The sequence below is a fragment of the Erwinia sp. GW821-FHT03D09 genome (genome assembly GCF_059420805.1).
Map to the genome: position 1 here is coordinate 33389 of NZ_JBWKUK010000003.1, position 22736 is coordinate 56124.

The 22736-nt window shown below is 57.6% G+C and carries 21 protein-coding genes; 12 read left to right on the plus strand and 9 right to left on the minus strand.

What is annotated here, in order from left to right; all coding sequences use genetic code 11:
- Nucleotides 1–3: 3 nt before the first annotated feature.
- Complete coding sequence (fadL, locus tag AC07U6_RS03370; RefSeq protein ID WP_494763279.1) at nucleotides 4–1287, minus strand: long-chain fatty acid transporter FadL; 1284 nt, start codon at nucleotides 1285–1287, stop codon at nucleotides 4–6.
- 372 nt (nucleotides 1288–1659) lie between these two features.
- Here fadL and AC07U6_RS03375 point away from each other — a divergent pair, with 372 nt between their 5' ends.
- The 4 genes from AC07U6_RS03375 (at nucleotide 1660) to sixA (ending at nucleotide 6253) form a co-directional block, all read left to right on the plus strand.
- Entirely contained in the window at nucleotides 1660–1956 is a 297-nt protein-coding gene (locus tag AC07U6_RS03375) for a YfcZ/YiiS family protein (RefSeq protein WP_494763278.1), read from the plus strand.
- A gap of 177 nt (nucleotides 1957–2133) precedes the next feature.
- A complete protein-coding gene (gene fadI, locus AC07U6_RS03380) occupies nucleotides 2134–3444 on the plus strand; it encodes an acetyl-CoA C-acyltransferase FadI (protein WP_494763277.1) in 1311 nt (436 codons plus the stop codon).
- Complete coding sequence (gene fadJ / locus AC07U6_RS03385) at nucleotides 3444–5600, plus strand: fatty acid oxidation complex subunit alpha FadJ (protein WP_494763276.1); 2157 nt, start codon at nucleotides 3444–3446, stop codon at nucleotides 5598–5600. The genes fadI and fadJ overlap by 1 nt, the downstream gene beginning before the upstream one ends.
- 170 nt (nucleotides 5601–5770) lie before the next feature.
- Complete coding sequence (gene sixA / locus AC07U6_RS03390) at nucleotides 5771–6253, plus strand: phosphohistidine phosphatase SixA (protein ID WP_494763275.1); 483 nt, start codon at nucleotides 5771–5773, stop codon at nucleotides 6251–6253.
- Between the two features lie 93 nt (nucleotides 6254–6346).
- Here the strand turns inward: sixA and smrB are convergent, their stop codons facing one another.
- Complete coding sequence (smrB, locus tag AC07U6_RS03395; RefSeq protein WP_494763274.1) at nucleotides 6347–6898, minus strand: endonuclease SmrB; 552 nt, start codon at nucleotides 6896–6898, stop codon at nucleotides 6347–6349.
- A gap of 201 nt (nucleotides 6899–7099) precedes the next feature.
- On the opposite strand from smrB, the gene prmB reads away from it, so the two are divergent.
- The 5 genes from prmB (at nucleotide 7100) to AC07U6_RS03420 (ending at nucleotide 11935) form a co-directional block, all read left to right on the plus strand.
- Nucleotides 7100–8032, plus strand: a complete 933-nt coding sequence (prmB, locus tag AC07U6_RS03400; protein ID WP_494763273.1) for a 50S ribosomal protein L3 N(5)-glutamine methyltransferase — start codon at nucleotides 7100–7102, stop codon at nucleotides 8030–8032.
- Between the two features lie 26 nt (nucleotides 8033–8058).
- Complete coding sequence (aroC, locus tag AC07U6_RS03405) at nucleotides 8059–9144, plus strand: chorismate synthase (RefSeq protein WP_494763272.1); 1086 nt, start codon at nucleotides 8059–8061, stop codon at nucleotides 9142–9144.
- Between the two features lie 5 nt (nucleotides 9145–9149).
- Complete coding sequence (gene mepA / locus AC07U6_RS03410) at nucleotides 9150–9974, plus strand: penicillin-insensitive murein endopeptidase (protein ID WP_494763271.1); 825 nt, start codon at nucleotides 9150–9152, stop codon at nucleotides 9972–9974.
- A gap of 32 nt (nucleotides 9975–10006) precedes the next feature.
- The gene (locus tag AC07U6_RS03415) at nucleotides 10007–10804 is read left to right on the plus strand and encodes a sulfite exporter TauE/SafE family protein (RefSeq protein ID WP_494763270.1); all 798 of its coding nucleotides are present in this window, start codon (nucleotides 10007–10009) and stop codon (nucleotides 10802–10804) included.
- A gap of 276 nt (nucleotides 10805–11080) precedes the next feature.
- Nucleotides 11081–11935, plus strand: coding sequence for an MrpH family fimbial adhesin (locus AC07U6_RS03420; protein WP_494763269.1), 855 nt, complete (start codon nucleotides 11081–11083; stop codon nucleotides 11933–11935).
- A 42-nt stretch (nucleotides 11936–11977) separates the two neighbouring features.
- Here AC07U6_RS03420 and AC07U6_RS03425 read toward each other — a convergent pair whose 3' ends face one another.
- Nucleotides 11978–12496, minus strand: a complete 519-nt coding sequence (locus AC07U6_RS03425; protein ID WP_494763268.1) for a Gfo/Idh/MocA family oxidoreductase — start codon at nucleotides 12494–12496, stop codon at nucleotides 11978–11980.
- Between the two features lie 105 nt (nucleotides 12497–12601).
- Here AC07U6_RS03425 and AC07U6_RS03430 point away from each other — a divergent pair, with 105 nt between their 5' ends.
- Nucleotides 12602–13147: an elongation factor P hydroxylase gene (locus AC07U6_RS03430; protein WP_494763267.1), complete on the plus strand. Its 546-nt coding sequence runs from the start codon at nucleotides 12602–12604 to the stop codon at nucleotides 13145–13147.
- Nucleotides 13148–13181: 34 nt separating this feature from the next.
- Nucleotides 13182–13460, plus strand: a complete 279-nt coding sequence (locus AC07U6_RS03435; protein ID WP_105591211.1) for a YfcL family protein — start codon at nucleotides 13182–13184, stop codon at nucleotides 13458–13460.
- Between the two features lie 126 nt (nucleotides 13461–13586).
- On the opposite strand, the gene AC07U6_RS03440 is transcribed toward AC07U6_RS03435, so the two are convergent.
- From AC07U6_RS03440 to mnmC, 6 genes are all read right to left on the minus strand, one after another.
- Nucleotides 13587–14594 (minus strand): XdhC family protein, encoded by a 1008-nt coding sequence (locus AC07U6_RS03440; protein ID WP_494764786.1) that lies wholly within the window; start codon nucleotides 14592–14594, stop codon nucleotides 13587–13589.
- On the minus strand, nucleotides 14591–15175 hold the full coding sequence (locus tag AC07U6_RS03445) for a nucleotidyltransferase family protein (RefSeq protein ID WP_494763265.1): 585 nt from the start codon (nucleotides 15173–15175) through the stop codon (nucleotides 14591–14593). The genes AC07U6_RS03440 and AC07U6_RS03445 overlap by 4 nt, the downstream gene beginning before the upstream one ends.
- Nucleotides 15172–16467 (minus strand): c-type cytochrome, encoded by a 1296-nt coding sequence (locus AC07U6_RS03450; RefSeq protein WP_494763264.1) that lies wholly within the window; start codon nucleotides 16465–16467, stop codon nucleotides 15172–15174. Before AC07U6_RS03450 ends, AC07U6_RS03445 begins: the two co-directional genes overlap by 4 nt.
- Nucleotides 16464–18716, minus strand: a complete 2253-nt coding sequence (locus AC07U6_RS03455) for a xanthine dehydrogenase family protein molybdopterin-binding subunit (RefSeq protein WP_494763263.1) — start codon at nucleotides 18714–18716, stop codon at nucleotides 16464–16466. The genes AC07U6_RS03450 and AC07U6_RS03455 overlap by 4 nt, the downstream gene beginning before the upstream one ends.
- On the minus strand, nucleotides 18713–19186 hold the full coding sequence (locus AC07U6_RS03460) for a (2Fe-2S)-binding protein (RefSeq protein WP_494763262.1): 474 nt from the start codon (nucleotides 19184–19186) through the stop codon (nucleotides 18713–18715). Before AC07U6_RS03460 ends, AC07U6_RS03455 begins: the two co-directional genes overlap by 4 nt.
- 164 nt (nucleotides 19187–19350) lie before the next feature.
- Nucleotides 19351–21351: a bifunctional tRNA (5-methylaminomethyl-2-thiouridine)(34)-methyltransferase MnmC2/FAD-dependent 5-carboxymethylaminomethyl-2-thiouridine(34) oxidoreductase MnmC1 gene (gene mnmC, locus AC07U6_RS03465; RefSeq protein ID WP_494763261.1), complete on the minus strand. Its 2001-nt coding sequence runs from the start codon at nucleotides 21349–21351 to the stop codon at nucleotides 19351–19353.
- 159 nt (nucleotides 21352–21510) lie between these two features.
- On the opposite strand from mnmC, the gene fabB reads away from it, so the two are divergent.
- Complete coding sequence (gene fabB, locus AC07U6_RS03470; RefSeq protein ID WP_494763260.1) at nucleotides 21511–22734, plus strand: beta-ketoacyl-ACP synthase I; 1224 nt, start codon at nucleotides 21511–21513, stop codon at nucleotides 22732–22734.
- Nucleotides 22735–22736 lie beyond the last annotated feature (2 nt).

A 22736-nucleotide genomic window follows, 5' to 3' on the forward strand; every position in this document is an offset into this window, starting at 1 on the left:
TAATCAGAACTTGTAGTTAAAGCTTGCGCCGTACAGCCACGCTTTACCGGTAGAGTTAAAGGTATAAGGACCTTCTTTCACCGTCACGTGCTGGCCGTGCATATAGGAAACGCCGACGTCAACCGAGGCATCTTCATTGAAGGCATAAGATGTACCGGCGCTCAGCCACAGACGGTCCTGATCGGGAATAGAAATCGAGCGGGTCTGTGCCGGAACCGGGCTGTCATCGAAGGCGATACCGGTACGGAATGTCCAGTGATCGTCATGATAGTAGGTGGTACCCAGCGCGATGCGGTAAGCATCTCTAAAACTCTCATCTTTGTAGAACAGCTGCTGGCCGTTGTTGCCGGTGGCTTTCAGCTCCTGGAACTGGCTCCAGCTGGTGTAGGCCAGGCTGTAGTGCACCGCCCACTGTGGCGCCACTTTATGGAAGCCGGACACTTCCCACATTTCCGGCAGATTCAGCGTCAGTGCACCAGGAATAGTATTACCGTCGGTACCAAACGGCAGGCCCAGGCCCATTGCCTGATTCAGCGGGTTAATCGAACTTGGCAGGCTGCTGCGGTAGTCGCCCTCAAAATCGATCTTCACTTCTGAACGATAGGTCAGGCCGAAGCGGTTGTTGTCATCCACTTCGTACAGAATACCGGCGTTCCAGCCGTAGCCCCACTCATCACCTTTCAGATGGGCAATCTGGGTGTTTGCCGGAATACCCAGCGATCCAAGGGATTCACCGGCGTAGCGCTCAATTTTGGCACGTGCATAAACCGCATCAAAACCTACGCCGAAGCTGAAGTGCTGATTCAGGCGGTAGGCGGTGCTGAGGTTAAAGTTCATGGTAGTCAGGTCGGTTTTACCGGCGTACGGACCTGCTGTATAGCTGTCGTTGAACTCGGTAGCCAGACCGTAGTTAGAGGTCGCGCTGGCCCCTAACCACCACTGATCGTTCAGCGGTTGCACATAGTGAATATTCGGCACCCAGGCGGTAGGGGCGATATTGCTGGCATCCAGGCTGTTACCGCTGGCGGACTGGCCGTCGATATCAACACCGGGATCGATAAACACCGCGCCGACGGAGAACATCGGGCGATCCATCAGCGCCATAGTTGCAGGGTTACGGCTGGCGGACGCGGCGGTATCGCCCATCGCACCTTCACCGGAGTAAGCACGGCCTAAGCCAATAGAGGAAAATTCATTCAGTTGAAAGCCAGCCGCAAACACATTTGAAGAAACAAGGGCCACTGCCACGGCAAGGGTAGATTTCGTAAACAGGTTTTTATGGTTCATAACCACAACCTCATTAGATTTTATTAAACTCTGTTACCTGAGGTAACAAGGGATCGCGGATTGTAGGGACTGACTGACGGGCAACAAATCAGACCAGTGGCCCAAGTATAGGTCCGACCTGTACAGGTGTTGCAATAATGTTTTCGACTTATTTCCAAAATGATGCAAGAAAAGAGATCTGCCTAACAAAAACTTACAGGTAGAAATTTCGAACCACGCCGCTGATTGCGGTGGATCAATTAATAGTGTGATTTTCATCACTTCACGGACTCATTTCGCGCGTCTACTGGAGCGGGAAAAGCGTCAGGCGTAAAATGGATTTAGTCTTAAATTAACCTGCCGCGTTCCTGTTGCGGCATGCCGGAGGATGAAATGACCGACGCAATTAACCGCTGCAGCGCCAGCGAAACGGCAGCCTGTTGCTGCGTTGATGTGGGCACCGTGATGGATAACACCGACTGCACCGCGGCTTACAATCGTACTTTTGCCAACCGCAGTGAAGCCGAAGCGATGCTGACATCGCTGACAACGAAAGCGCGTGAGGTTGAGTCCGATCCCTGCGTGATCGAGGGTACGTTTACCGAAACGCCGGAAGGCGTGGTGCTCGACTGTAGCTTTACCTTTAGCTGCCAGGCCGAAACGTTGATATTCCAGCTTGGTCTGCGCTAAACCACGCTCTTGCCTGTGCTGACAGGCTATGGGGAGCGGCCATGCTCCCCTTAAACCGTGTTTGCTCTCGCATTTTTTTCTTCCCACCGTAGCGCCCCATCCTATTCTGGTTAACACTGAGGAGGTCAGACCTCTTTGGCAGTGATGCCGTCCATCGACACGAAACAGGTGATAATAATGAGCAAAGCGCTACCTTTGCTGACGCGCCAGGGCGACCGCATCGCCATTACCCACGGGCTGCGCACCCCATTTGCTAAGCAGGCGACGGCCTTCCACGGCATCCCGGCGCTGGAGCTGGGCAGAATGGTGGTCAGTGAACTGCTGGCCCGCAGCGACATTCCCGCCGACATCATCGATCAGCTGGTCTTTGGCCAGGTGGTGCAGATGCCGGAAGCGCCGAACATTGCCCGTGAAATCGTACTGGCCAGCGGCATGAACATTCACACCGATGCCTACAGCGTCAGCCGCGCCTGCGCCACCAGCTTTCAGGCGGTGGCAAACGTGGCGGAAAGCCTGATGGCGGGCAGTATTCAGGTGGGGATCGCCGGCGGTGCCGACTCCTCTTCCGTATTGCCGATTGGCGTCAGCCGCAAACTGGCAAGAACGCTGGTCGATCTCAACAAGGCGCGTACCCTGTCGCAAAAACTCAAGCTGTTCAGCCAGCTGCGCCCGCGCGATTTACTGCCGGTGCCGCCGGCGGTAGCCGAATATTCCACCGGGCTGCGCATGGGTGATACCGCAGAGCAGATGGCAAAAAGCTACGGTATCAGTCGCGGGCAGCAGGACGCGCTGGCGCACCGTTCGCACCAGCGCGCGGCGCGCGCCTGGCAGCAGGGGCTGCTGAATCAGGAGGTGATGACCGCCTTTACACCCCCGTGGCAGGCCGCGCTGGAACAGGACAACAATGTTCGCCCTGACTCAAAGCCGGAAGACTATGCCCGCCTGCGGCCGGCGTTCGATCGCCGCCACGGCACAGTGACCGCCGCCAATAGCACGCCGCTCACCGACGGCGCGGCGGCGGTGATCCTGATGACCGAATCCCGCGCGCGTGAACTCGGCATCACCCCGCTGGGCTATCTGCGTAGCTATGCCTTCACCGCCATTGGCGTTCGTGAAGATATGCTGCTGGGACCGGCGTGGTCCTCGCCGCTGGCGCTGGAGCGAGCGGGTATCACCCTCAGCGATCTGACGCTGATCGATATGCACGAGGCGTTTGCTGCGCAGACCCTCGCCAATCTTAAAATGTTCGCCGACGAGCGCTTCGCCCGCGATGTGCTGAATCGCCCGCACGCGCTGGGCGAAGTCAATGAAGAGATCTTTAACGTGCTGGGCGGGTCCATCGCCTATGGCCATCCGTTTGCGGCGACCGGAGCAAGGATGATCACCCAGACGTTGAACGAGCTGCGGCGTCGTGGTGGCGGTCTGGGGCTGGTGACCGCCTGCGCGGCGGGTGGTCTTGGCGCGGCAATGGTTCTGGAGGCGGAATAATGGAACAGTCATCAGCATTTACTCTGACGATGCGGCTGGATAACGTCGGGGTGATTACCATCGACGTGCCGGGCGAGAAGATGAATACCCTCAAGGCGGAGTTTGCCGTAGAAATCCGCAGCGTACTCAAGCGCGCCTGCGCCAATCCGCAGCTGGCCGGATTGGTGATCGTCTCCGGCAAGGCGGACTCGTTTATTGCCGGTGCGGACATCGCGATGATTGCCGCGTGCGACAGTGTGCAGCAGGCGGAAAAGCTGGCGCAGCAGGGGCAGAAGGTGATGGCCGAAATTGCAGGATTGCCGGTACCGGTGGTCGCGGCGATCCACGGGGCCTGCCTCGGTGGCGGTCTTGAGCTGGCGCTCGCCTGCCACCACCGCGTCTGCACGCTGGATGATAAAACTCGGCTGGGATTACCGGAGGTGCAGCTGGGATTGCTACCGGGTTCCGGCGGCACACAGCGCCTGCCGCGGTTAATCGGTGCTTCGGTGGCGCTGGATATGATTCTGTCAGGGAAAACTCTGCGCCCGCGGCAGGCATTGAAATGCGGGCTGGTGGATGAGGCCGTGCCGCACGCTATCCTGCTGGAAACGGCGGTAAAGACCGTGCTGAAAGCGCGCGAGGCGAGGAAACCGCTGCCGCTGCGCGAGCGGCTGCTGAGCGGACCGGCGGGCAGGGCGCTGCTGTTTAACATGGCGAAACGCCGTGCGCAGGCGAAGACTCACGGCAACTATCCGGCAGTGGATAAAATTCTGACGGTAGTGCGCCAGGGGCTGGAACAGGGCAGCAGCAGCGGCTACGAAGCGGAAGCCAGAGCTTTTGGCGAGCTGGCGATGACGCCGGAATCGGCGGCACTACGTGGGCTGTTTTTTGCCACCACCGCGCTGAAAAAAGAGACGGGAGCGAAGGTTGAAGCGCGTACGCTGCGCAGCATTGGCGTACTGGGTGGGGGATTGATGGGCGGCGGTATTGCCTGCGTGACCGCCACGCGCGCCGGGCTGCCGGTACGCATCAAGGATATTAATGCGCAGGGCATCAACCACGCGCTGAAAACCAGCTGGCAGGTATTAAGCAAAGCGGTGAAACGTCGGCACCTGACGGAAGCCGGGCGACAGCAGCAGATGGCGCTGATTACCGGCGGCACGGATTATCAAGGCTTCAGCCAGCGCGATGTGATTATTGAAGCGGTGTTTGAAGATCTGGCGCTCAAGCAAAAAATGGTGGCGGAAGTCGAAGCCCACTGTGGGCGGCAGACGATCTTTGCCTCCAATACCTCTTCGCTACCGATTGCCGATATCGCCGCCGAGGCGCAACGGCCGGAAAACGTCATCGGCCTGCACTATTTCAGCCCGCCGGAAAAAATGCCGCTGGTTGAGGTCATCCCGCACGCGGGTAGTAGCGATGTGACCGTAGCAACGGCGGTGGCGCTGGCGAAAAAACAGGGCAAGACGGCGATCGTGGTGGCGGATAAAGCCGGTTTTTACGTTAACCGTATCCTTGCTCCCTACGTGATTGAGGCGATGCACTGCCTTCTGGCCGGGGAACCGATAGAAGCAATAGACGATGCGCTGGTGCAGTTTGGCTTCCCCGTTGGCCCCGTGCAGCTGCTGGATGAAGTCGGCATTGATGTCGGCACGCATATTATGCCGGTACTGGAAAAAGCCTGGGGCGAACGCTTCGCGCTGCCTTCGGCGCTGGGCGCGGTGCTGAGTGACAACCGTAAGGGCCGTAAGAATGGCCGGGGTTTTTATGTTTACGGCAAACGCCCGGGCGGGAAGAAAAAGGCCGATGCGGAGATCTATCGTCTGCTGAAGCTGTCGCCAAAACCTTGTCTTAGCGCACAAGATATTGCTACGCGTTGTGTGATGATGATGCTGAACGAGGCTGCCCGCACACTGGATGAGCAGGTGGTGCGCAGCCCGCGGGATGGCGATATCGGTGCGGTATTTGGCATTGGTTTCCCACCGTTTCTCGGTGGGCCGTTCCGCTATATGGACCGAATGGGCATCACTCAGGTGGTCAACACCCTTGAGCAGCTGGGGCAGCGTTTTGGCTCTCGCTTCGCGCCCTGCGAACGGCTGAAAAAAATGATGGAAGAACAGAAAACCTTCTACGGACAGGATGTTACGCTGGATAGCGGCGGCGATTCAGCGAGTTAATTCTGACCAGTAAGTAGGTTGCTCTGTCGGGGTGTTATACCGGTCGCTCACTAAGTAAACAATCGGTTGACTATACTAAAGGCATTAGGTACAACACACCGTTCATTCTCTGAATGAAGAGTCGGTGGCGTTGTACCTCCGGCGTTTTTGTTTAACAACAGCGGTGCTATATGCAAGTTTTTATAATGCGTCACGGTGATGCGGCTCTGGATGCAGCCAGTGATTCAGTAAGACCTCTGACCCACTGCGGCTGTGATGAGTCCCGTCAAATGGCGGCCTGGCTTAACGGTCAGTCTGTGGATATCGAACGTGTGCTGGTGAGTCCTTACCTGCGTGCAAAGCAGACCCTTAACACCGTGCGTGAAGCGCTGGCGTTGCCGGCTGGTGAGGAGGTGTTGCCGGAACTGACGCCCGGTGGCGATCCCGCCCAGGTGGCGTGCTACCTGCAGGTGCTGGCTGATAAAGGCGTAAAATCGGTGCTGGTGATTTCGCACCTGCCGCTGGTGGGGTATCTGGTTTCAGAACTGTGCCCACAGGAAGCGCCGCCGATGTTTTCCACTTCAGCCATTGCCTGCGTCGATTTCGATCTGGAAAGCGCCCTGGGCAAACTTGAGTGGCAGGTTTCACCGGCCAAACTCGCTAAAGCGATCTAACCTCTGGCTCCGGGGTCGGCCTCGTTCTGCGGTCGGCCCATCTTGTACCGACCACCTTTTTAGTCCCGACGTCTTGCGTAAGAGCTGAGGCCTTTACGGCAGTTCCGGCGGCGCCCACTCTTCCACTTCAATCAGCACCAGCAGGGCCGCATCGCTACCGAACAGCTTGGGTGCCTGATGAAACGCCGTGACCCACGGATGCTGGGCCAGCCACAGCGGCGTCTGCTGCTTCAGAATATGTTTGCCGTGACCGTGCATCACGCTGGCGCAAAAAATATGCTCGCGCCGACAGGCGGCAATCAGCGCACCGAGCTCCTGCTTGGCCTGCTGCTGGGTCAAACCGTGCAGATCGAGAAAAATCTCCGGCGTATAGTCGCCGCGCCGCAGTTTTTTTAACTCGTAGTGGCTGACGTCGGATCGCACATAGCGAACCGGCCCTTCGTTGGCCAGCAACGGCTGGAATTCATCGGAAAAGTAGTGGCTTGCATCCATCTGCTCGGACAGCAGGCGTTTTTGCGGCACTTCGCTGATTTTTTTACGCGGCGGTTTGTGCACAATGGTGTCCTGCGCCAGCTTACGCGTCCCGCTCATCAGCCCGCGAAACAGCGCCTTGTCCTCCTCGCTCAGTTTCTCTTTTTTACTCATCTCAACTCACTGCTTGTTCTCAGAATAGCGCGGGCATCAGGCCAGCATTCAGCATCATCATACGGTTTTCAGCCGCTAGTCTACCTTTTCTTCCGTCGGGGACTAAACAAATCTCAGCTTTTTCACCCCCTCGCGCTGAATTATCTGCGTCTTCGTGGCAAACTAGCGCCCGGGTTTAACGAACGGCCTGCGGAGGGCACTTTGGACAAAATTTTCGTCGATGAAGCAGTGAATGAACTGCACACCATTCAGGATATGTTGCGCTGGTCGGTCAGCCGCTTTTCTGCTGCTGATATCTGGTACGGCCACGGCACCGACAATCCCTGGGACGAAGCCGTTCAGCTGGTGCTGCCAACGCTCTACCTGCCGCTGGATATCCCGGAAGATATGCGCACCGCGCGTCTGACCTCCAGCGAGCGTCACCGCATCGTTGAGCGGGTGATTCGCCGCGTTAACGAGCGCATTCCGGTGGCCTATCTGACCAATAAAGCCTGGTTCTGCGGCCATGAATTTTACGTTGATGAGCGGGTGCTGGTGCCGCGTTCGCCGGTGGGTGAGCTGATCAACAACCGTTTCTCCGGCATCATCAACGATGAGCCGCGCCACATTCTGGATATGTGCACCGGCAGCGGCTGTATCGCCATTGCCTGTGCCTACGCCTTCCCGGAAGCGGAAGTGGATGCGGTAGACATCTCAACCGATGCGCTGGCGGTAACCGAGCAGAATATCAGCGCTCATGGTCTTGACCAGCACGTTACGCCGATCCGCGCCGATCTGTTCCGCGGACTGCCGGAAACGCAATACGATCTGATCGTCACCAATCCGCCTTACGTCGATGCGGACGATATGGACGATCTGCCTGATGAATATCGCCATGAACCGGAGCTGGGCCTGGCCGCAGGGCGCGACGGCCTGAAGCTGGTGCGCCGCATTCTGGCCTGTGCGCCAAACTATCTAAGCGATAACGGCGTGCTGATTTGCGAAGTGGGCAACAGCATGGTGCACATGATTGAACAGTACCCGGATGTTCCCTTCACCTGGCTGGAGTTCGATAACGGCGGTGACGGCGTGTTTATGCTGACTAAACAACAGATTATCGATGCTCAGCATCACTTCAAAATTTACAAAGACTAATTAGAAAAACAGAGCGAGGAGCCAGCATGGCGGGTAATACCATTGGACAAGTATTTCGGGTAACGACGTTTGGCGAATCACACGGTATCGCCCTCGGCTGTATCGTTGACGGCGTTCCGCCGGGCATTCCACTGACCGAAGCCGATTTGCAGCACGACCTCGACCGTCGCCGCCCTGGCACCTCGCGCTATACCACCCAGCGCCGCGAACCGGATCGGGTCAAAATCCTTTCCGGCGTGTTTGAAGGCCGCACCACCGGTACCAGCATCGGCCTGCTGATCGAAAACACTGACCAGCGTTCACAGGATTACGGCACGATCAAAGATCTGTTCCGTCCTGGCCATGCCGATTACACCTACGATCAAAAATACGGCTTCCGCGACTATCGCGGCGGGGGCCGTTCATCCGCCCGTGAAACCGCCATGCGCGTCGCGGCGGGAGCAATTGCTAAAAAATACCTGGAAATGAAGCACGGTATTAAAGTGCGCGGTTACCTGGCGCAGATCGGCGACGTGGCCTGCGAGCTGAAGGACTGGGATCAGGTTGAACAGAACCCGTTCTTCTGCCCGGACCCGGACAAAATCGAAGCGCTGGATGAACTGATGCGCGGCCTGAAAAAAGAGGGCGACTCGATAGGCGCAAAAGTGTCGGTCATGGCGGAGCGCGTTCCGGTGGGCCTCGGCGAGCCGGTTTTCGATCGCCTGGACGCCGACCTGGCACACGCGCTGATGAGCATCAACGCGGTGAAGGGCATTGAAATCGGTGACGGTTTCGCGGTGGTTAACCAGCGCGGCAGCCAGCACCGTGATGAAATCCGTGCTAACGGTTTCCAGAGCAACCACGCGGGCGGTATTCTCGGCGGCATCAGCAGCGGCCAGACGATTATTGCGCACCTGGCGATGAAGCCGACTTCCAGCATTACCGTACCGGGTCAGACCATCACCCGCAGCGGTGAAGAAGTAGAGATGATCACCAAGGGTCGCCACGATCCCTGCGTGGGCATTCGTGCGGTGCCGATTGCCGAAGCGATGATGGCGATTGTGCTGATGGACCACCTGCTGCGCCATCGCGCGCAGAACGCCGATGTTCACACCGATATCCCACGCTGGTAACGACGATGAAAAAGACGCTGCTTCTGCTGTGTGCTCTGCTGATCTCCGTGGCCTCTCAGGCCGCAACGCCCTGGCAGACCATCCGTCAACCGATAAGCGGAGCACCGCAGTCGATTGGCGCGTTCTCTAACGGCTGTATTATCGGCGCTCAGGCGCTGCCGCTGGAAGCACCTGGCTATCAGGTGATGCGCACCGATCAGCGTCGTTATTTTGGTCATCCCGATCTGATTGCCTTTATTCAGCGCCTCAGCACCCGCACCACCCAGTTGGGTCTGGGCGAAGTGCTGGTGGGGGATATGGGCATGGCGGCCGGCGGGCGCTTCAACAGCGGCCATGCCAGTCACCAGTCCGGTCTGGACGTGGATATCTGGCTACAGCTGCCGAAGCAGCGCTGGTCTCAGCAAATGTTGCTGAAGCCGCAGCCGCTGGATCTGGTCAGCGCCGACGGTAAAAACGTCGTTGCCCGTCACTGGCAGCCGCAAATCGACAGCCTGATCAAGCTGGCGGCGAAGGATAATAACGTGACGCGTATCTTCGTCAATCCGGCGATCAAAAAGCAGCTGTGTGCCGATGCCGGTGCCGACCGTGACTGGCTGCGCAAGGTGCGTCCGTGGTTCCAGCACCGGGCGCATATGCACGTACGCCTCCGCTGCCCGGCGGGCAGCCTGCAGTGTGAGGATCAGCTGCTGCCGCCTGCTGGCGATGGCTGCGGAGCCGAGCTGCAAAGCTGGTTTGCCCCGCCAAAACCGGGAACAACTCCGCCGGTCAAACGCGAGCCGCCTCCACTGCCGCAGGCCTGTCAGGCGCTGCTGGATCGGCATTTGCTCTGATCGCCGTTACATTCAGGATTTAAGGAACTCAGATGGAGTGGTTTGCCGTTGCCCCGTGGTTACTGGGGGTACTGTTTCTGGTGGCATTACTTGCCGGTTTTATTGACTCAATCGCGGGAGGCGGTGGGTTACTGACCGTTCCGGCGCTGCTGGCCGCCGGGCTTTCCCCGGCGCAGGCGCTGGCTACCAACAAGCTACAGTCAGTTGGCGGATCGTTCTCCGCCAGTCTCTATTTTATTCGCCGCAAGGCGGTGGATCTGCGCGAGCAGAAGCTGAATATCGCCCTGACCTTTTTAGGGTCGATCTGCGGCGCGCTGCTGGTGCAGCACGTTAAGGGTGATATTCTGCGCCAGCTGCTGCCGCTGCTGGTGATTACCATTGGCCTGTACTTCCTGCTGATGCCGCGCATCGGCGAAGAGGATCGCCACCGTCGCCTGCACGGCCTGCCGTTTGCGCTGGTCGCCGGGGGCTGCGTTGGTTTCTATGATGGCTTCTTCGGGCCGGGGGCGGGATCGTTTTATGCGCTGGCGTTCGTCACGCTGTGCGGCTACAACCTGGCGAAATCGACTGCACATGCCAAAGTGCTGAACTTCACCTCGAATCTCGGCGGCCTGCTGCTGTTTATGCTTGGTGGCAAGGTGGTGTGGGGCGTGGGCGTGGTGATGCTGGCGGGGCAGGTGTGCGGTGCGCGTCTGGGGGCCAGAATGGTACTGAGCAAAGGCCAGAAGCTGATCCGCCCGATGATCGTGATTGTTTCCGCGGTGATGAGCGCTAAGCTGCTGTTTGACAGTCACGGTGCGGAAATCATCGCCTGGTTCTACGCGCTGTAAGCGTCTTTTCAAAAGGCATAGCCTGTATTCCATTTGTTGTTATGCAGTACGTGCCCTTTTCGGGCGTACTGCGCACGCCATCATTAATTCATATTTCCTTTTACCTGTTACCTGATCCCCCCCCGATAAAAAGTCTTATTACTGGCAAAGCGGCTTTTTTTCTAACAACCTCAGGGAAAAATATCGAATGTAGTGCCTGGCAATTATTGCCATTTGATAGTAATTACATTGAAGTATAATCTCGAATTAAAGGATTGATTTAGAGAGTGTTGTTTTATGAAAGCGAAAGTCTGGTTTTTTTGTGTTGTTATAACACTGGGTGGCGGGATTTTTCCCTTAACTGCAAACGCATTGTTTCAAGTATCAGCGTCTTCTGCCTGGGTATCATCGACAACTTTACCCGGCGGACAATCCTCCTATACCATTTGGGCCTATGTACAAATTACTGGCGTGGATTTCAACGATCCGACCCCGAATCCGTGTTATGCACGAACAGGCTGCAAGCTGCGTTTTGCCTTCTCCGGGGCTTATACAGACGATCCGGGATGGTCAACCTACGATGATTATATATATCCTACTCTCGGAGCCTTTGCCAGCGCAGCGGAGAACCGGAAAAACATAAATCGCCAGTATCAGGTGAGCTATACGGTACCCTATGGTCAAGGCATTCCCGCTCGGACTCCATGCGTATATATTGCGGCAACATCAAACAAAGGCTGGCCGGGGATCAACGAGCCGATTAACGGACTGCCACCTGCATCGAACTGTGCTTATGGCTATGTACCCGCTTCGGATTGCAAGCTCAATCCAACTAATCTGGAGGTTTCATTCGGTACGATTGCGCCTGAAGAGGCCGGTACTCGCGTGATGATCACGCCTTTCACTTTGCAGTGTTCGCCTGGTGTCGAGCGTAGTGTCACTATTTCAACGGGAGGGGACGAACAAGTCCCAATGAATGGTTCCAGCCGTACCTACGCCGAACTGGACTGGGGTGGCGGATATGGTAAAGCCTTCCATACCCCATTAAAGGACAACGTTACGCTGCAGTTAAAAACGCGGCTGGTAGGGTTTACCAGCAGCGACCTGGGAGATTTTGCCGGATCGGCGGTTGTGCAAATAGCCTATATGTAAGCCAGTAGGGAACATCGCTAAGCGATGTTCCCTTTTGCCATTTTAATTATTTACGTTGACCCAGCGGCGTTCATCCATCGAATTCTCAATCGCCTGCAGTATTCGCTGGTTCTCCCAGCCAAAGGCAAAGTTTGGATAGCAGTCGTCATCGCGGCAGATGCCCTGTACCAGGTCGTGTACTTCCAACACCTTTACGTCGAAGTAGCCCAGGCCGCCGCCGCCAAAATCAAAGCCAAAGAAGGCGGAGTAGGATGGGATCTGGCTGCCTGCATACAGGGTTTTGAAGCCCCGGTCGCGCTTATCATCGTTAAAGCGGAACACCTGCAGTTCGTTAAAACGTTCGCCATCCATATAGAGCGTGCCTTCGGTGCCGGAAACTTCCCAGTAGACGCCGAAAATGCGCCCGGCAGAAATACGCGAGGATTCAATCACTCCGGCGGCACCGCTGTTGAAGTTAACCAGGCACTGCATCTGATCCACAGCGAACTGCCGGTGGCGATGGTTGCTGAACAGTGCGGATTTGTTTCCCCGTTCCATTTTTTCCGCGCCTTTAAAGAGCACTCCCGCTGGCCTTTCGCCGCCAGTCGCAGACGTTGTAATAGTGCTCGTAACCGGGCTGACATAATGCGACAATTGCGCGTTTTTTTACTTTGACGACAAACAGCTATGAGCACGCAACACCACTATCAGCAGCTGATTGAGATCTTCGATCGCTGCTTTGCTGATGATTTTCAAACCCGCCTGATTAAAGGCGACGATGAGCCGATCTATCTGCCGGCAGACGATACATCCCCGTGGAATCGGGTGGTGTTTGCCCATGGCTACTACGCCAGCGGGCTGCACGAGATTTCGCACTGGTGCATTGCCGGTGCCGAGCGCCGCAAGCTGGTGGATTTCGGCTACTGGTATTGCCCGGACGGACGTGATGCTAACACCCAGAGTCAGTTTGAAGCGGCGGAGATTAAACCGCAGGCGCTGGAGTGGCTGTTTTCTGTTGCCGCGGGCTTTCCGTTCAACGTAAGCTGTGACAATCTTGAAGGCGATTGTGAGCCAGATCGCATTGCTTTTCAGCGCAAGGTTCATGCGCAGGTTATGACGTATCTGGAGCAGGGTATCCCCGCCCGCCCGGCGCGTCTGATTGCTGAACTTCGCTCGTTTTATACTACTCCACCGCTGACTGCGGAACTGTTTCCCTGGCCGGAAGATTTGTAATGCGTGTGGAACGAATTGCCTACAGAGGAATGATATGATCGATGAATTCGAGGCGCGTATTCTGGGTCTGATTGATGACATGGTAGAACACGCCAGTGACGACGAGCTGTTTGCCAGCGGCTATCTGCGCGGGCATCTGACCGTGGCGGTGGCTGAGATTGAACTCTCCGGCGATCATACGCCGGAAGCGCTACAGGCTCATGTTCAGCGCAGCCTGGAAAGTACCATTCAGTCCGAACTGTCGCCGCGCGATCAGGCGCTGGTGATCGGCATGTGGGAAAATCTGTTCCGTCAGGCACGCCAGCCTTCTTAACGGCCTGAGAAATAAGAGCCACTGCGGTGGGTCGTATGACTTCCCGCTGTGGCTTTTCAGTATCACGTTCTGTTCCTTACACCATCTGGCTTAATGTTTCCCGAATTAAACCTCAGCGGAAAGACTTCAGTTTATCTCTGCGAATTCCGAGCCATCGCCCCGTGAGTTGTCCATACTCGCCGCGCCGTTTTTAACCCGGACGATATCAGCGATAATCGCCAGCGCGATTTCAGCAGGGGTTTTACTGCCGATGGCCAGGCCAACCGGGCCGTGAATTCGCGCCAGCTGACGTTCGTCCAGGTCGGCAATTTTCCTCAGCCTCTCCAGACGTTTTTCACTGTTTCGCCGCGAACCCAGGGCCCCAATGTAAAAAGCCGGAGTCCGGCAGGCTTCCATCAGCGTCAAATCGTCAATGCGTGCATCATGGGTCAGACAGAGTATGGCGCTGTTCGGACCGCATCCGTACTGCTCAAGATAGCGGGCGGGGAAATCCGGCCGTATCTTGTGCGAACTGAATGTTGCCCGCACCGCCTCACGGTGTTCGCATATCAGTACAGTGAAACCTACCGCGCGAGAAAATTCAATACAGTACTCCGCTACCGGCGACATCCCGGCGATAATAATTTGCACCGCCGGAGCCAGCCGCAGGCGAAGCGCCGTGTCCTGTAGATGGACGACGGGGCCGGGTGGCGGATGTGGGCAGGGGGTAAGAATCGCGGGTTCGCCGGGTTCCAGCGTTTTTTCCTGCGGAAACTCACCGCGCAGAGCCAGCAGCATGCGGTGCAGATAATCTAACGTTTCAGCTGTGGCCGGCAGATATTCCACCAGTATCTCCAGGCTACCGCCGCAGGGGAGTGAAATTTCAGGGATATCACTTCCCGCCCCGTATCGCACCAGCTGGCTTGGGTTGCGGTAAGCGCCCTGCGCCAGCCGCTGCATAAAATGTTCTTCAATGCAGCCGCCGGACAGCGATCCGCACGACGTATTCGTCTGGCTGACCGCCATTAGCGCTCCGGGGGAACGGGGTGACGATCCCCACGTGTGTAGAACGGTACACAGCCAAAGATCCCTGTGCTGTCCTGCCTCGCTCAGTGCAAATTCCAGCACTCTGATATCTGGTGAATGCATGGTCATTGCTCTTGCCGCCAGTCGGCTGGCACGTCGATGTCCCGCACGCAGCCGGGATCGCCGACGTCAATCAGCAGGGGCGGATGCCGGACTAAAATGGTGTTTGCACCTTCATCCCCCTTCAGTGTCAGCAGCGACTGGCGCAGCGTGCGACCGAAGCCAACCGGATGTCCCGGTTGATTTTTCCACATCGGGCGCACGGTATCGGCGAACTGAAGGGCCTGAAACACCCGCATCACCGTATTCTGCTGTAGCCACGGCATATCGGCCAGCATCACCAGCCAGCCGGTCCACCATGGACGATTTGCCACGCCTGTGGCAATTGAACTGCCTAAACCGTTACTGGCCAGCAGCGTGACCGCGCAGTGGTAGCGGCGCGCCAGGGCGATTAATTCGCGATCTTCCGGCCGGAGTATCACATTGACCTGGCGACCTGCTATGTTGGTCGCCAGCTGCAGGTTACGTTCCAGTAAAGGGAGCGGATTACCATCGGCGGGGGCGACCTGAAGTTTGTGTTCACCGCTCAGCTGACGGTAGCGGCTGCTTAAACCCGCCGCCATCAGCAGTATCCCGGTACTGGCAATCACGATTTATCCTCCGTTTGCTGGCGAATCTCCTCAATGCGATTCAGCAGATCGGGCCAGGAAGCGCGTTGAGCCAGGTCGGTTCTCAGATAATTCAGTAAAACGGCGATTTGCTGATTGTTCAACTGATAACGAAATCCCGGCATGCTGCCCAGATCTGAGGTCGCCGGATGCTGAATGCCATCCAGCACGATACGGATCAGATTATCTGGGCTGTCGCTATACAGATTGCTGTTCAGCATCAGCGAAGGGCGCACGCCGTACAGTTTCGGACCGGTATTTTGCGCATGGCAGGCCATGCAGGAGCCCGCAAACTGGCGGGCTCCCGGTGAATTTGCCAGCATCATTTGCTGTTCGGCCTGAATGTTTATTTCCTTTCCCTGGTCCGGCCACGGCGGCTGGAAGCTGGCAAGCCAGGTGGCCATCGCTTTCAGATCGTTTTCCGGCAGCTGCGACAGTCCTTCAGCAATCACCGGGGCCATCGGGCCGGCCGCTACCCCGTGAGACGTGGCAAAACCTTTACGCATAAATTGCATCAGCTGCTGATGGTTCCAGGCGATCGGGGCAGGGGAGTGGGAGTTTAGTGCCGGAACACTCCAGCCATCGACGATGCCGCCGCTGAGATGGTGGCTGCCGCCTTTTTCTGCCCCCGCCAGATTGCGTGGTGAATGGCAGGCGCTGCAGTGACCCAGGCTTTCACCCAGATAGGCCCCACGGTTCCACTCCTCACTGTGCTGCGGGTTTACCGGCAACGGTCCGGGAGTAAGAAAAAGCCAGTTCCAGGCGAACATTCCCTGGCGAATATTGAAGGGAAAGTGCAATTCGGTCCTCGGTGGACGATAGCTTACGGCCGGCTGAACCATCAGCCAGGCATAAAGATCCTGCAAATCGTCATCGCGGGTGAGGGTAAATGAGGTGTAGGGGAATGCCGGATAGAGGTAATGGCCCTCGCGATTAATGCCGTAACGCATTGCACGCTTGAACGCGGGATAGGACCAATTACCAATGCCGGTCGCGACGTCAGGCGTAATATTACTGCTGTAGATGGTGCCGAACTGCGTTTTGAACGCCATTCCCCCGGCACCGACCTGGCCGCCAGCACGGGTATGACAAACCTTACAGTCACCCAGCGCAGCCAGGTTTTTTCCGCGTGAAATTTGCTCGGCGCTAAACTGGCTGGCCTGAGGTGGCGCAACCGGAGCGATCTCAGGCTGCAGGCTGAATACCAGCAGCACAGCACCGGCGGCCAGTACCAGTGCGGACAGCGAGAGTGCTCTTTTTTTCCAGCGGTTCATTTTTTTGCTCCCTGTAAAACCTGTAGTACCCGCTCCGGGGTAAACGGAGGAGCGCGGAATCGCCTTCCTGTGGCGTCAAATAGCGCATTGGCAATCGCCGCAGCGCCGGGAACGGAGGCTGATTCTCCTGCTCCCATCGCGGGCTGTTCGGGATAATCCATCAGCTGGATTTTCACTCCCGGCAGTTCATCAAAACGCAGCAGCGGATAGCTGCCCCATTCCACTGAGGTGGTACCGCGATCGTCAAAGGTGACGGTCTCTTTTAATACCCGGCTACAGCACTGGATAATATTGCCGTGTACCTGGTGGCGAACGCCCGCCGGATTAACCATCTGCCCACAGTCATGGGTAACAAACACCTTATCAATCCGCACTTCCCCGGTGCGGCTGTTCACGGTCAGATCGCAGACCCATGCTGCCCAGGCCGCGCCGAAGCCGGGAAACTTACTGTGAAAATAACGCGCCCAGGCGAATCCGCGCCCGTGCAGGATATCTCCCTGCTGCTGGTGACGATGAGCCAGTCCTTCCTGCCAGTCTGCCAGTTTCTTCACTTCATTAATCAACGCGATGGCGCGTTCATCCTCTATCGAACGCAGACGGAATGCGATGGGGTCCTGTTCGGCACGGAAGGCCACCTCATCCAGCCAGCTCTCATGAGCAAACACATTGGGCAGAGCCGACACGCCGCGCATCCACGAGGCACGCACCAGCGGGGCAGCATCTTCACAAACCACCCGCATCTGCGGGAAACTGTACTGGGGAATTGCGGAGCGATCGCCCATGGTTTGCACGTCGGGTTTGTTGTCCACCTTGCGCGTCAGCAGTAGCGGCAGGGTCGTAGCATTATTCGAGGGATAGCAGATATGCATCTCATAGCAGGACACATTTAACGCCTCGTCCAGCCCACCGCGCACGCGCATCAGCTGTCCGCTACCTTTGGGTTCCCATGCGGCTTCCTGCTCGCGCATCAGCTGTACGCGTACCGGGTAGCCGGTTGCCTGCGACAGCAGTGCGGCATCTGCCGAAACATCATCTGCGCAGTTGCGGCCATAGCACCCTGAGGCTTCCATACGCTTAACCTCAATCCAGCTGCTATCCATTCCCAGCAGCAGCGACAGGTCGCGACGCAAATCGTGGGGATTCTGCGTGCCGGACCAGACCACAGCCTGGCTGGCAGTCACATTGGCAACCGCACATGAAGGCCCGATAGAACCATGCATCTGGTAGGGCCAGACGTAATCGGCGTCGATGGCGATATGCCGCGTGCTCAGGGCCGCATCGACCCCGGCATCCTCACGCAATACACGCGGTGTTTTCTCGCAGTCAGCCAGCGCTATCGCCAGATTCTCAGGATCGAGCGCCGGGATCTTCGCCCAGGGCTGCCACGTGACTTTCAGCATGCGCATGGCGGCGATGGCCTGCTCTTCACGGCGGGCGACGATACCAACGAAATCATGCTTAACCACGATTTTGACAATACCCGGCAGATGCGCGATGGAGCTTTCATCTACGGAAATCAGGCTGTGGCCCAGTGGGGCGCTGCTGTCGGCTCCCGGATATGGAGGGCGGATGACGCGGCCATGTAGCATGCCGGGCAGACGTAAATCGTGAACCCAGCTAAGCCCGCCGGTGACTTTGGCCGGAATATCCACGCGAGCGACCGACTGGCCGACATAGCGCTGATTAGCGTTGTTCAGCGGGGTATTGGGATTGAGAGGCTGATGGCCGTCCTTATTAGTCGCAAGCTGGGCGTAACTCAACCGCCGAGACGGGTTACGGCTATCAACAACCCATCCGGCTTCCGTTTGTAACTGTGCCGTGGGGACGTTCATTGCCGTAGCGGCCAGTTGGATCAGCTGAAGACGAAGCTGGCTGGCGGCTTTTCGCAGCGGAATGGCCGTCACCTGGAGCGTAGAACTGGCAATAGTCGGTCCCTGATCGGGCGTGAGTGAGGTATCACCGAGGATCATTTTCACCGAGCTGAACTCCACGTCCAGCGCATCGGCCACGTACTGGGCCAGCGCAGTACGCACGCCGGTCCCCAGATCGACATGGCCGTTAAACGCGGTCACGCTGCCGTCGGCAGAAAGCGCAATAAAGCTGTCTAACTGACCCATCGAACGCTCGCTGACAGGAAAAACGGCATCGGTCAGGCCGGATGCCAGCGCGGAGTGCGGCAGCATGGCGCTGACGCTGAGAATGCCACCGGCCTGCAGTAGCTGGCGTCGGGTAAGGGCGAACAGGTTCATGGCTGCTGGCCTCCGGCAATAATCGCCCGCGCTCTTTCCGCCGCGCGCACGATTTCCATATGGGTACCGCAACGGCAGAGATTAAACGCCAGCTCGCTTTTGATCTGCTGTTCGGAAGCATCGGGCTGACGGGTGAACAGCGCCACCAGTGTCATAATCATGCCGTTGGTACAGTAGCCGCATTGTGCGGCCTGTTCATCAATAAATCCCTGCTGGACTGGATGTAGCTGCGGGCCGTCTGACAGCCCCTCCAGCGTGACGATCGACTTACCTGCCGCGCTGCCCGCAGGAATACTACAGGAGCGTGCGGCGAGACCGTCGATATGAATGGTACAGGCACCGCATTCACCAATGCCGCAGCCGTATTTAGGGCCGTTCAGCTGGAAATCATTTCGCAAAATATAGAGCAGGGGGGTATCAGACAGCGCATCGTCGATCTCGACGTGCTTACCGTTAAGCGTGAAGTGCATAGCTGAATCGTCCGTTGATGGCCAGGCACGTCCATCATAAAAGTGCCTGTCCAGATATAATAAAAACCATGAAATAAACATGGGTTTTAAAATTTTAGGCGATTTTTGTGCCAGTTGTTAAGCGGATTTCCCGGCTGGCGCACGATTACATTAGAACGGGGCGATTATCGCAGCATTTTGCCTTTTAGCAGCTTACGCACCCAGTAGCGATTGGGATTGGTTGCGGCCAGCGTGGCGTGGTCCAGCGGTATTGGTTCGCCACACATCTGCGCGGCAAGCACTTCGGCCGCCAGCGGGCCGCTGCACAGGCCGCGGGAACCCAGCGCACCCAGCACAAATATTCCCTCGTGCACCGGTGCCGGCTCGGCCTGCTCCGGACGCTGTGAAAGCTGTGCATACTGCGCAACCAGTCGATCGTAGTCAGGCAGCGCGCCAATGATCGGCAGATGATCGCGCGAGGCACAGCGCACGCCGCAGCGTGCGGACTCCGAGCTGATATCAATCTCTTTCGCCCACTCAGCCTGCGGCAGGCAGCGCAGCAGGCGGTCACGGTTTTCCCGCTGATCCTCATTGCGATAATCAATATTGCTGTCGCCGCGGCGGTAGCTGGCCCCGATGCAGTGCTGCTGATACTGCGGACTGACCGGAGTCAGGTAACCGTCATAGCACAATACCTGCTTAAGCGCCGCCAGCCCGCTGCCGCCGGTGACGTGGCTGACCTGGCCGCCCACGGCATAAACCGGCAGTTTTTCGCTCTGAGTGAGATCGGCAATACGGTGGCCGCTGCACAGCACGACGTTGCGATGCTGCACCGGTTCCTGCTGGCTGAAGCTCAGCTGCCACCCCTGCTGCTGGCGGTTTAATCCGATTAGTTCGTGCTGCCACTGCACGATCATTCCCTGCTCGCAGGCCTGACGGATCAGTCCGGCGGTCAGTTCGGCGGGGGAAAGCCAGCCGCCCGCAGGATAGGTAATGCCGCCGCAGTCGGTTGCCACACCGGTAATGCTCTGAACCTCGGCGGCATCCACTGCACGAGCGATATCCGTCGGCAGGTTCATGCCCAGCATATCGGCAATCTTATCCTGGCTTTTTTGATCCCAGCCGAGCTGGGTTACACCGCACCAGTCGTGTTCAAAAGGGAGCGTCAGCGCATCGTACAGGCGCCGAGCAAAGGTAAAGGCGGTGGGGAAGAACGTGGCCAGTGCCGGATCATGATGAGTCAGTAAAGGATAAAGCGCCCCCTGACGATTGCCGGAAGCCCCTTCGGCGGGCGCGAATGCCTCGCTGTAGAGCGTGACGCGCTTGCCGCGACGCAGCAGCGCGAGGGCCAGCAGCGCGCTGGCAACACCACCGCCAATCAGGGCGAAATCGTCACCGCCGGCGGCAGGGCGGGCATACCATGGTGCCTGCAGGGGAGCCTCAACGGCGGCGGGCAGATGGCCCACCAGCATCTCACGCTTTTGCCCGTAGCCTTTGCGCTTGCTGACGCTAAACCCTGCTGCCAGCAGCCCGCGGCGGACGAATCCGGCGCAGGTAAAGGTAGCCAGCGTTGCGCCCGGGCGGGCCAGCCGCGCCATGCAGACGAACAGCGCATCGGTCCACATGTCCGGATTTTTCGACGGGGCGAAGCCGTCCAGGAACCAGGCATCGACCTGCTGGTTCAGCGTGTCATCAAAAGTGTGAATAAGCTGGTTAATATCGCCAAACCACAGGTCCAGGGTAACTCGTCCGCCGTCCAGCAACAGGCGATGGCAGCCCGCCAGCGCGGAAGGCCACTGTTGACGCAGGGCGCGTGCCCAGGTTTCCAGCTCCGGCCAGCTGGCGTGCGCGGCGGCTAAATCGTCAGGATTAAGTGGGAATTTCTCACAGCTGATGAAATGCAGCCGCTGGAGCGGGGCATCGGGCTGCTGTTGACGGAAGCGATCGAACGCCCGCCACAGAGTGAGAAAATTTAAGCCGGTGCCAAACCCGGTTTCGGCGACGATAAACAGATCGCGCGGATGCTGAGCAAAACGATCGGGCAGGCCGTTGCCGTCCAGAAAGACATATTCGGTCTCTTTCAGACCATTCTGGTTGGAGAAATAGACGTCATCAAACGCTCGGGATACAGGTGTACCCTGTTCGTTCCAGCTTAGCGCAGCATGCTCAATTGGGGCGGTTTTCACGGCAAAGGCTCATTGCTCAGGCAGTGGCGGGATTCTAACTATGTGAGCCAGGTTACGCAAATTTACACAGGGAAAACGCTGATCGGACTTGTTCGGCGTACATCTGTAAGCTAGAGTGCGTGTCGAATCCTAATAATAGAGAAGTAGAAGAGGTATTGAATGAAACGTGCTGTGATTACTGGCCTTGGAATCGTATCCAGTATCGGTAACAACCAGGAAGAAGTTCTGGCGTCATTACGCGAAGGACGTTCCGGTATTACCTTCTCGCAGGAGCTGAAAGATTCGGGCATGCGTAGTCACGTCTGGGGTAACGTCAAACTGTCTAAGGACGATATCTCCGCGCGTATCGATCGCAAAATGCTGCGCTTTATGAGCGACGCTTCTATCTATGCTTTCCTTGCTATGCAGGATGCCGTAAAGGATTCCGGCCTGAGTGTTGAGCAGTATCAGAATAATCCGCGTGTGGGTCTGGTTGCCGGTTCCGGCGGCGGTTCCCCGTTCTATCAGGCGGCCAGCGTTGACGGTATGCGTGCGAAAGGCCTGCGCGGCGTCGGTCCCTACATGGTGACCAAGGCAATGGCTTCCGGCGTTTCTGCCTGCCTGGCGACCCCGTTCAAAATTCACGGTGTGAACTACTCGATCAGCTCCGCCTGTGCGACCTCTGCCCACTGCATCGGTAATGCGGTTGAGCAGATCCAGTTGGGCAAGCAGGACATCGTGTTTGCCGGCGGCGGCGAAGAGCTGTGCTGGGAAATGTCTTGTGAGTTTGATGCCATGGGCGCACTCTCTACCAAATACAACGAAACCCCGGAAAAAGCCTCCCGTACCTACGATACCAGCCGTGACGGCTTCGTTATCGCCGGCGGCGGCGGCATGGTCGTGGTTGAAGAGCTGGAGCACGCGCTGGCGCGTGGCGCTCACATCTATGCTGAAATCGTCGGCTACGGTGCGACCTCTGACGGTGCGGACATGGTTGCGCCATCGGGCGAAGGCGCAATGCGCTGCATGCGTATGGCAATGGAGGGCGTGGATACGCCGGTTGATTACCTCAACACTCACGGCACCTCTACTCCGGTAGGCGATGTGAAAGAGCTGGGCGCAATCCGTGCAGTCTTCCCGGACAAGACCCCGGCAATGTCGGCGACTAAAGCGATGACCGGCCACTCTCTGGGTGCCGCAGGCGTGCAGGAAGCTATCTACTCGCTGCTGATGCTGGAGCACGGCTTTATCGCGCCAAGCATCAACATCGACGAGCTGGACCCGGCGGCTGAAGGCCTGGATATCATCACCGTACCTACCGAGCGTGAACTGACCACCGTCATGTCCAACAGCTTCGGTTTCGGCGGTACCAACGCCACCCTGGTGATGCGCAAGCTGAAGTAAGA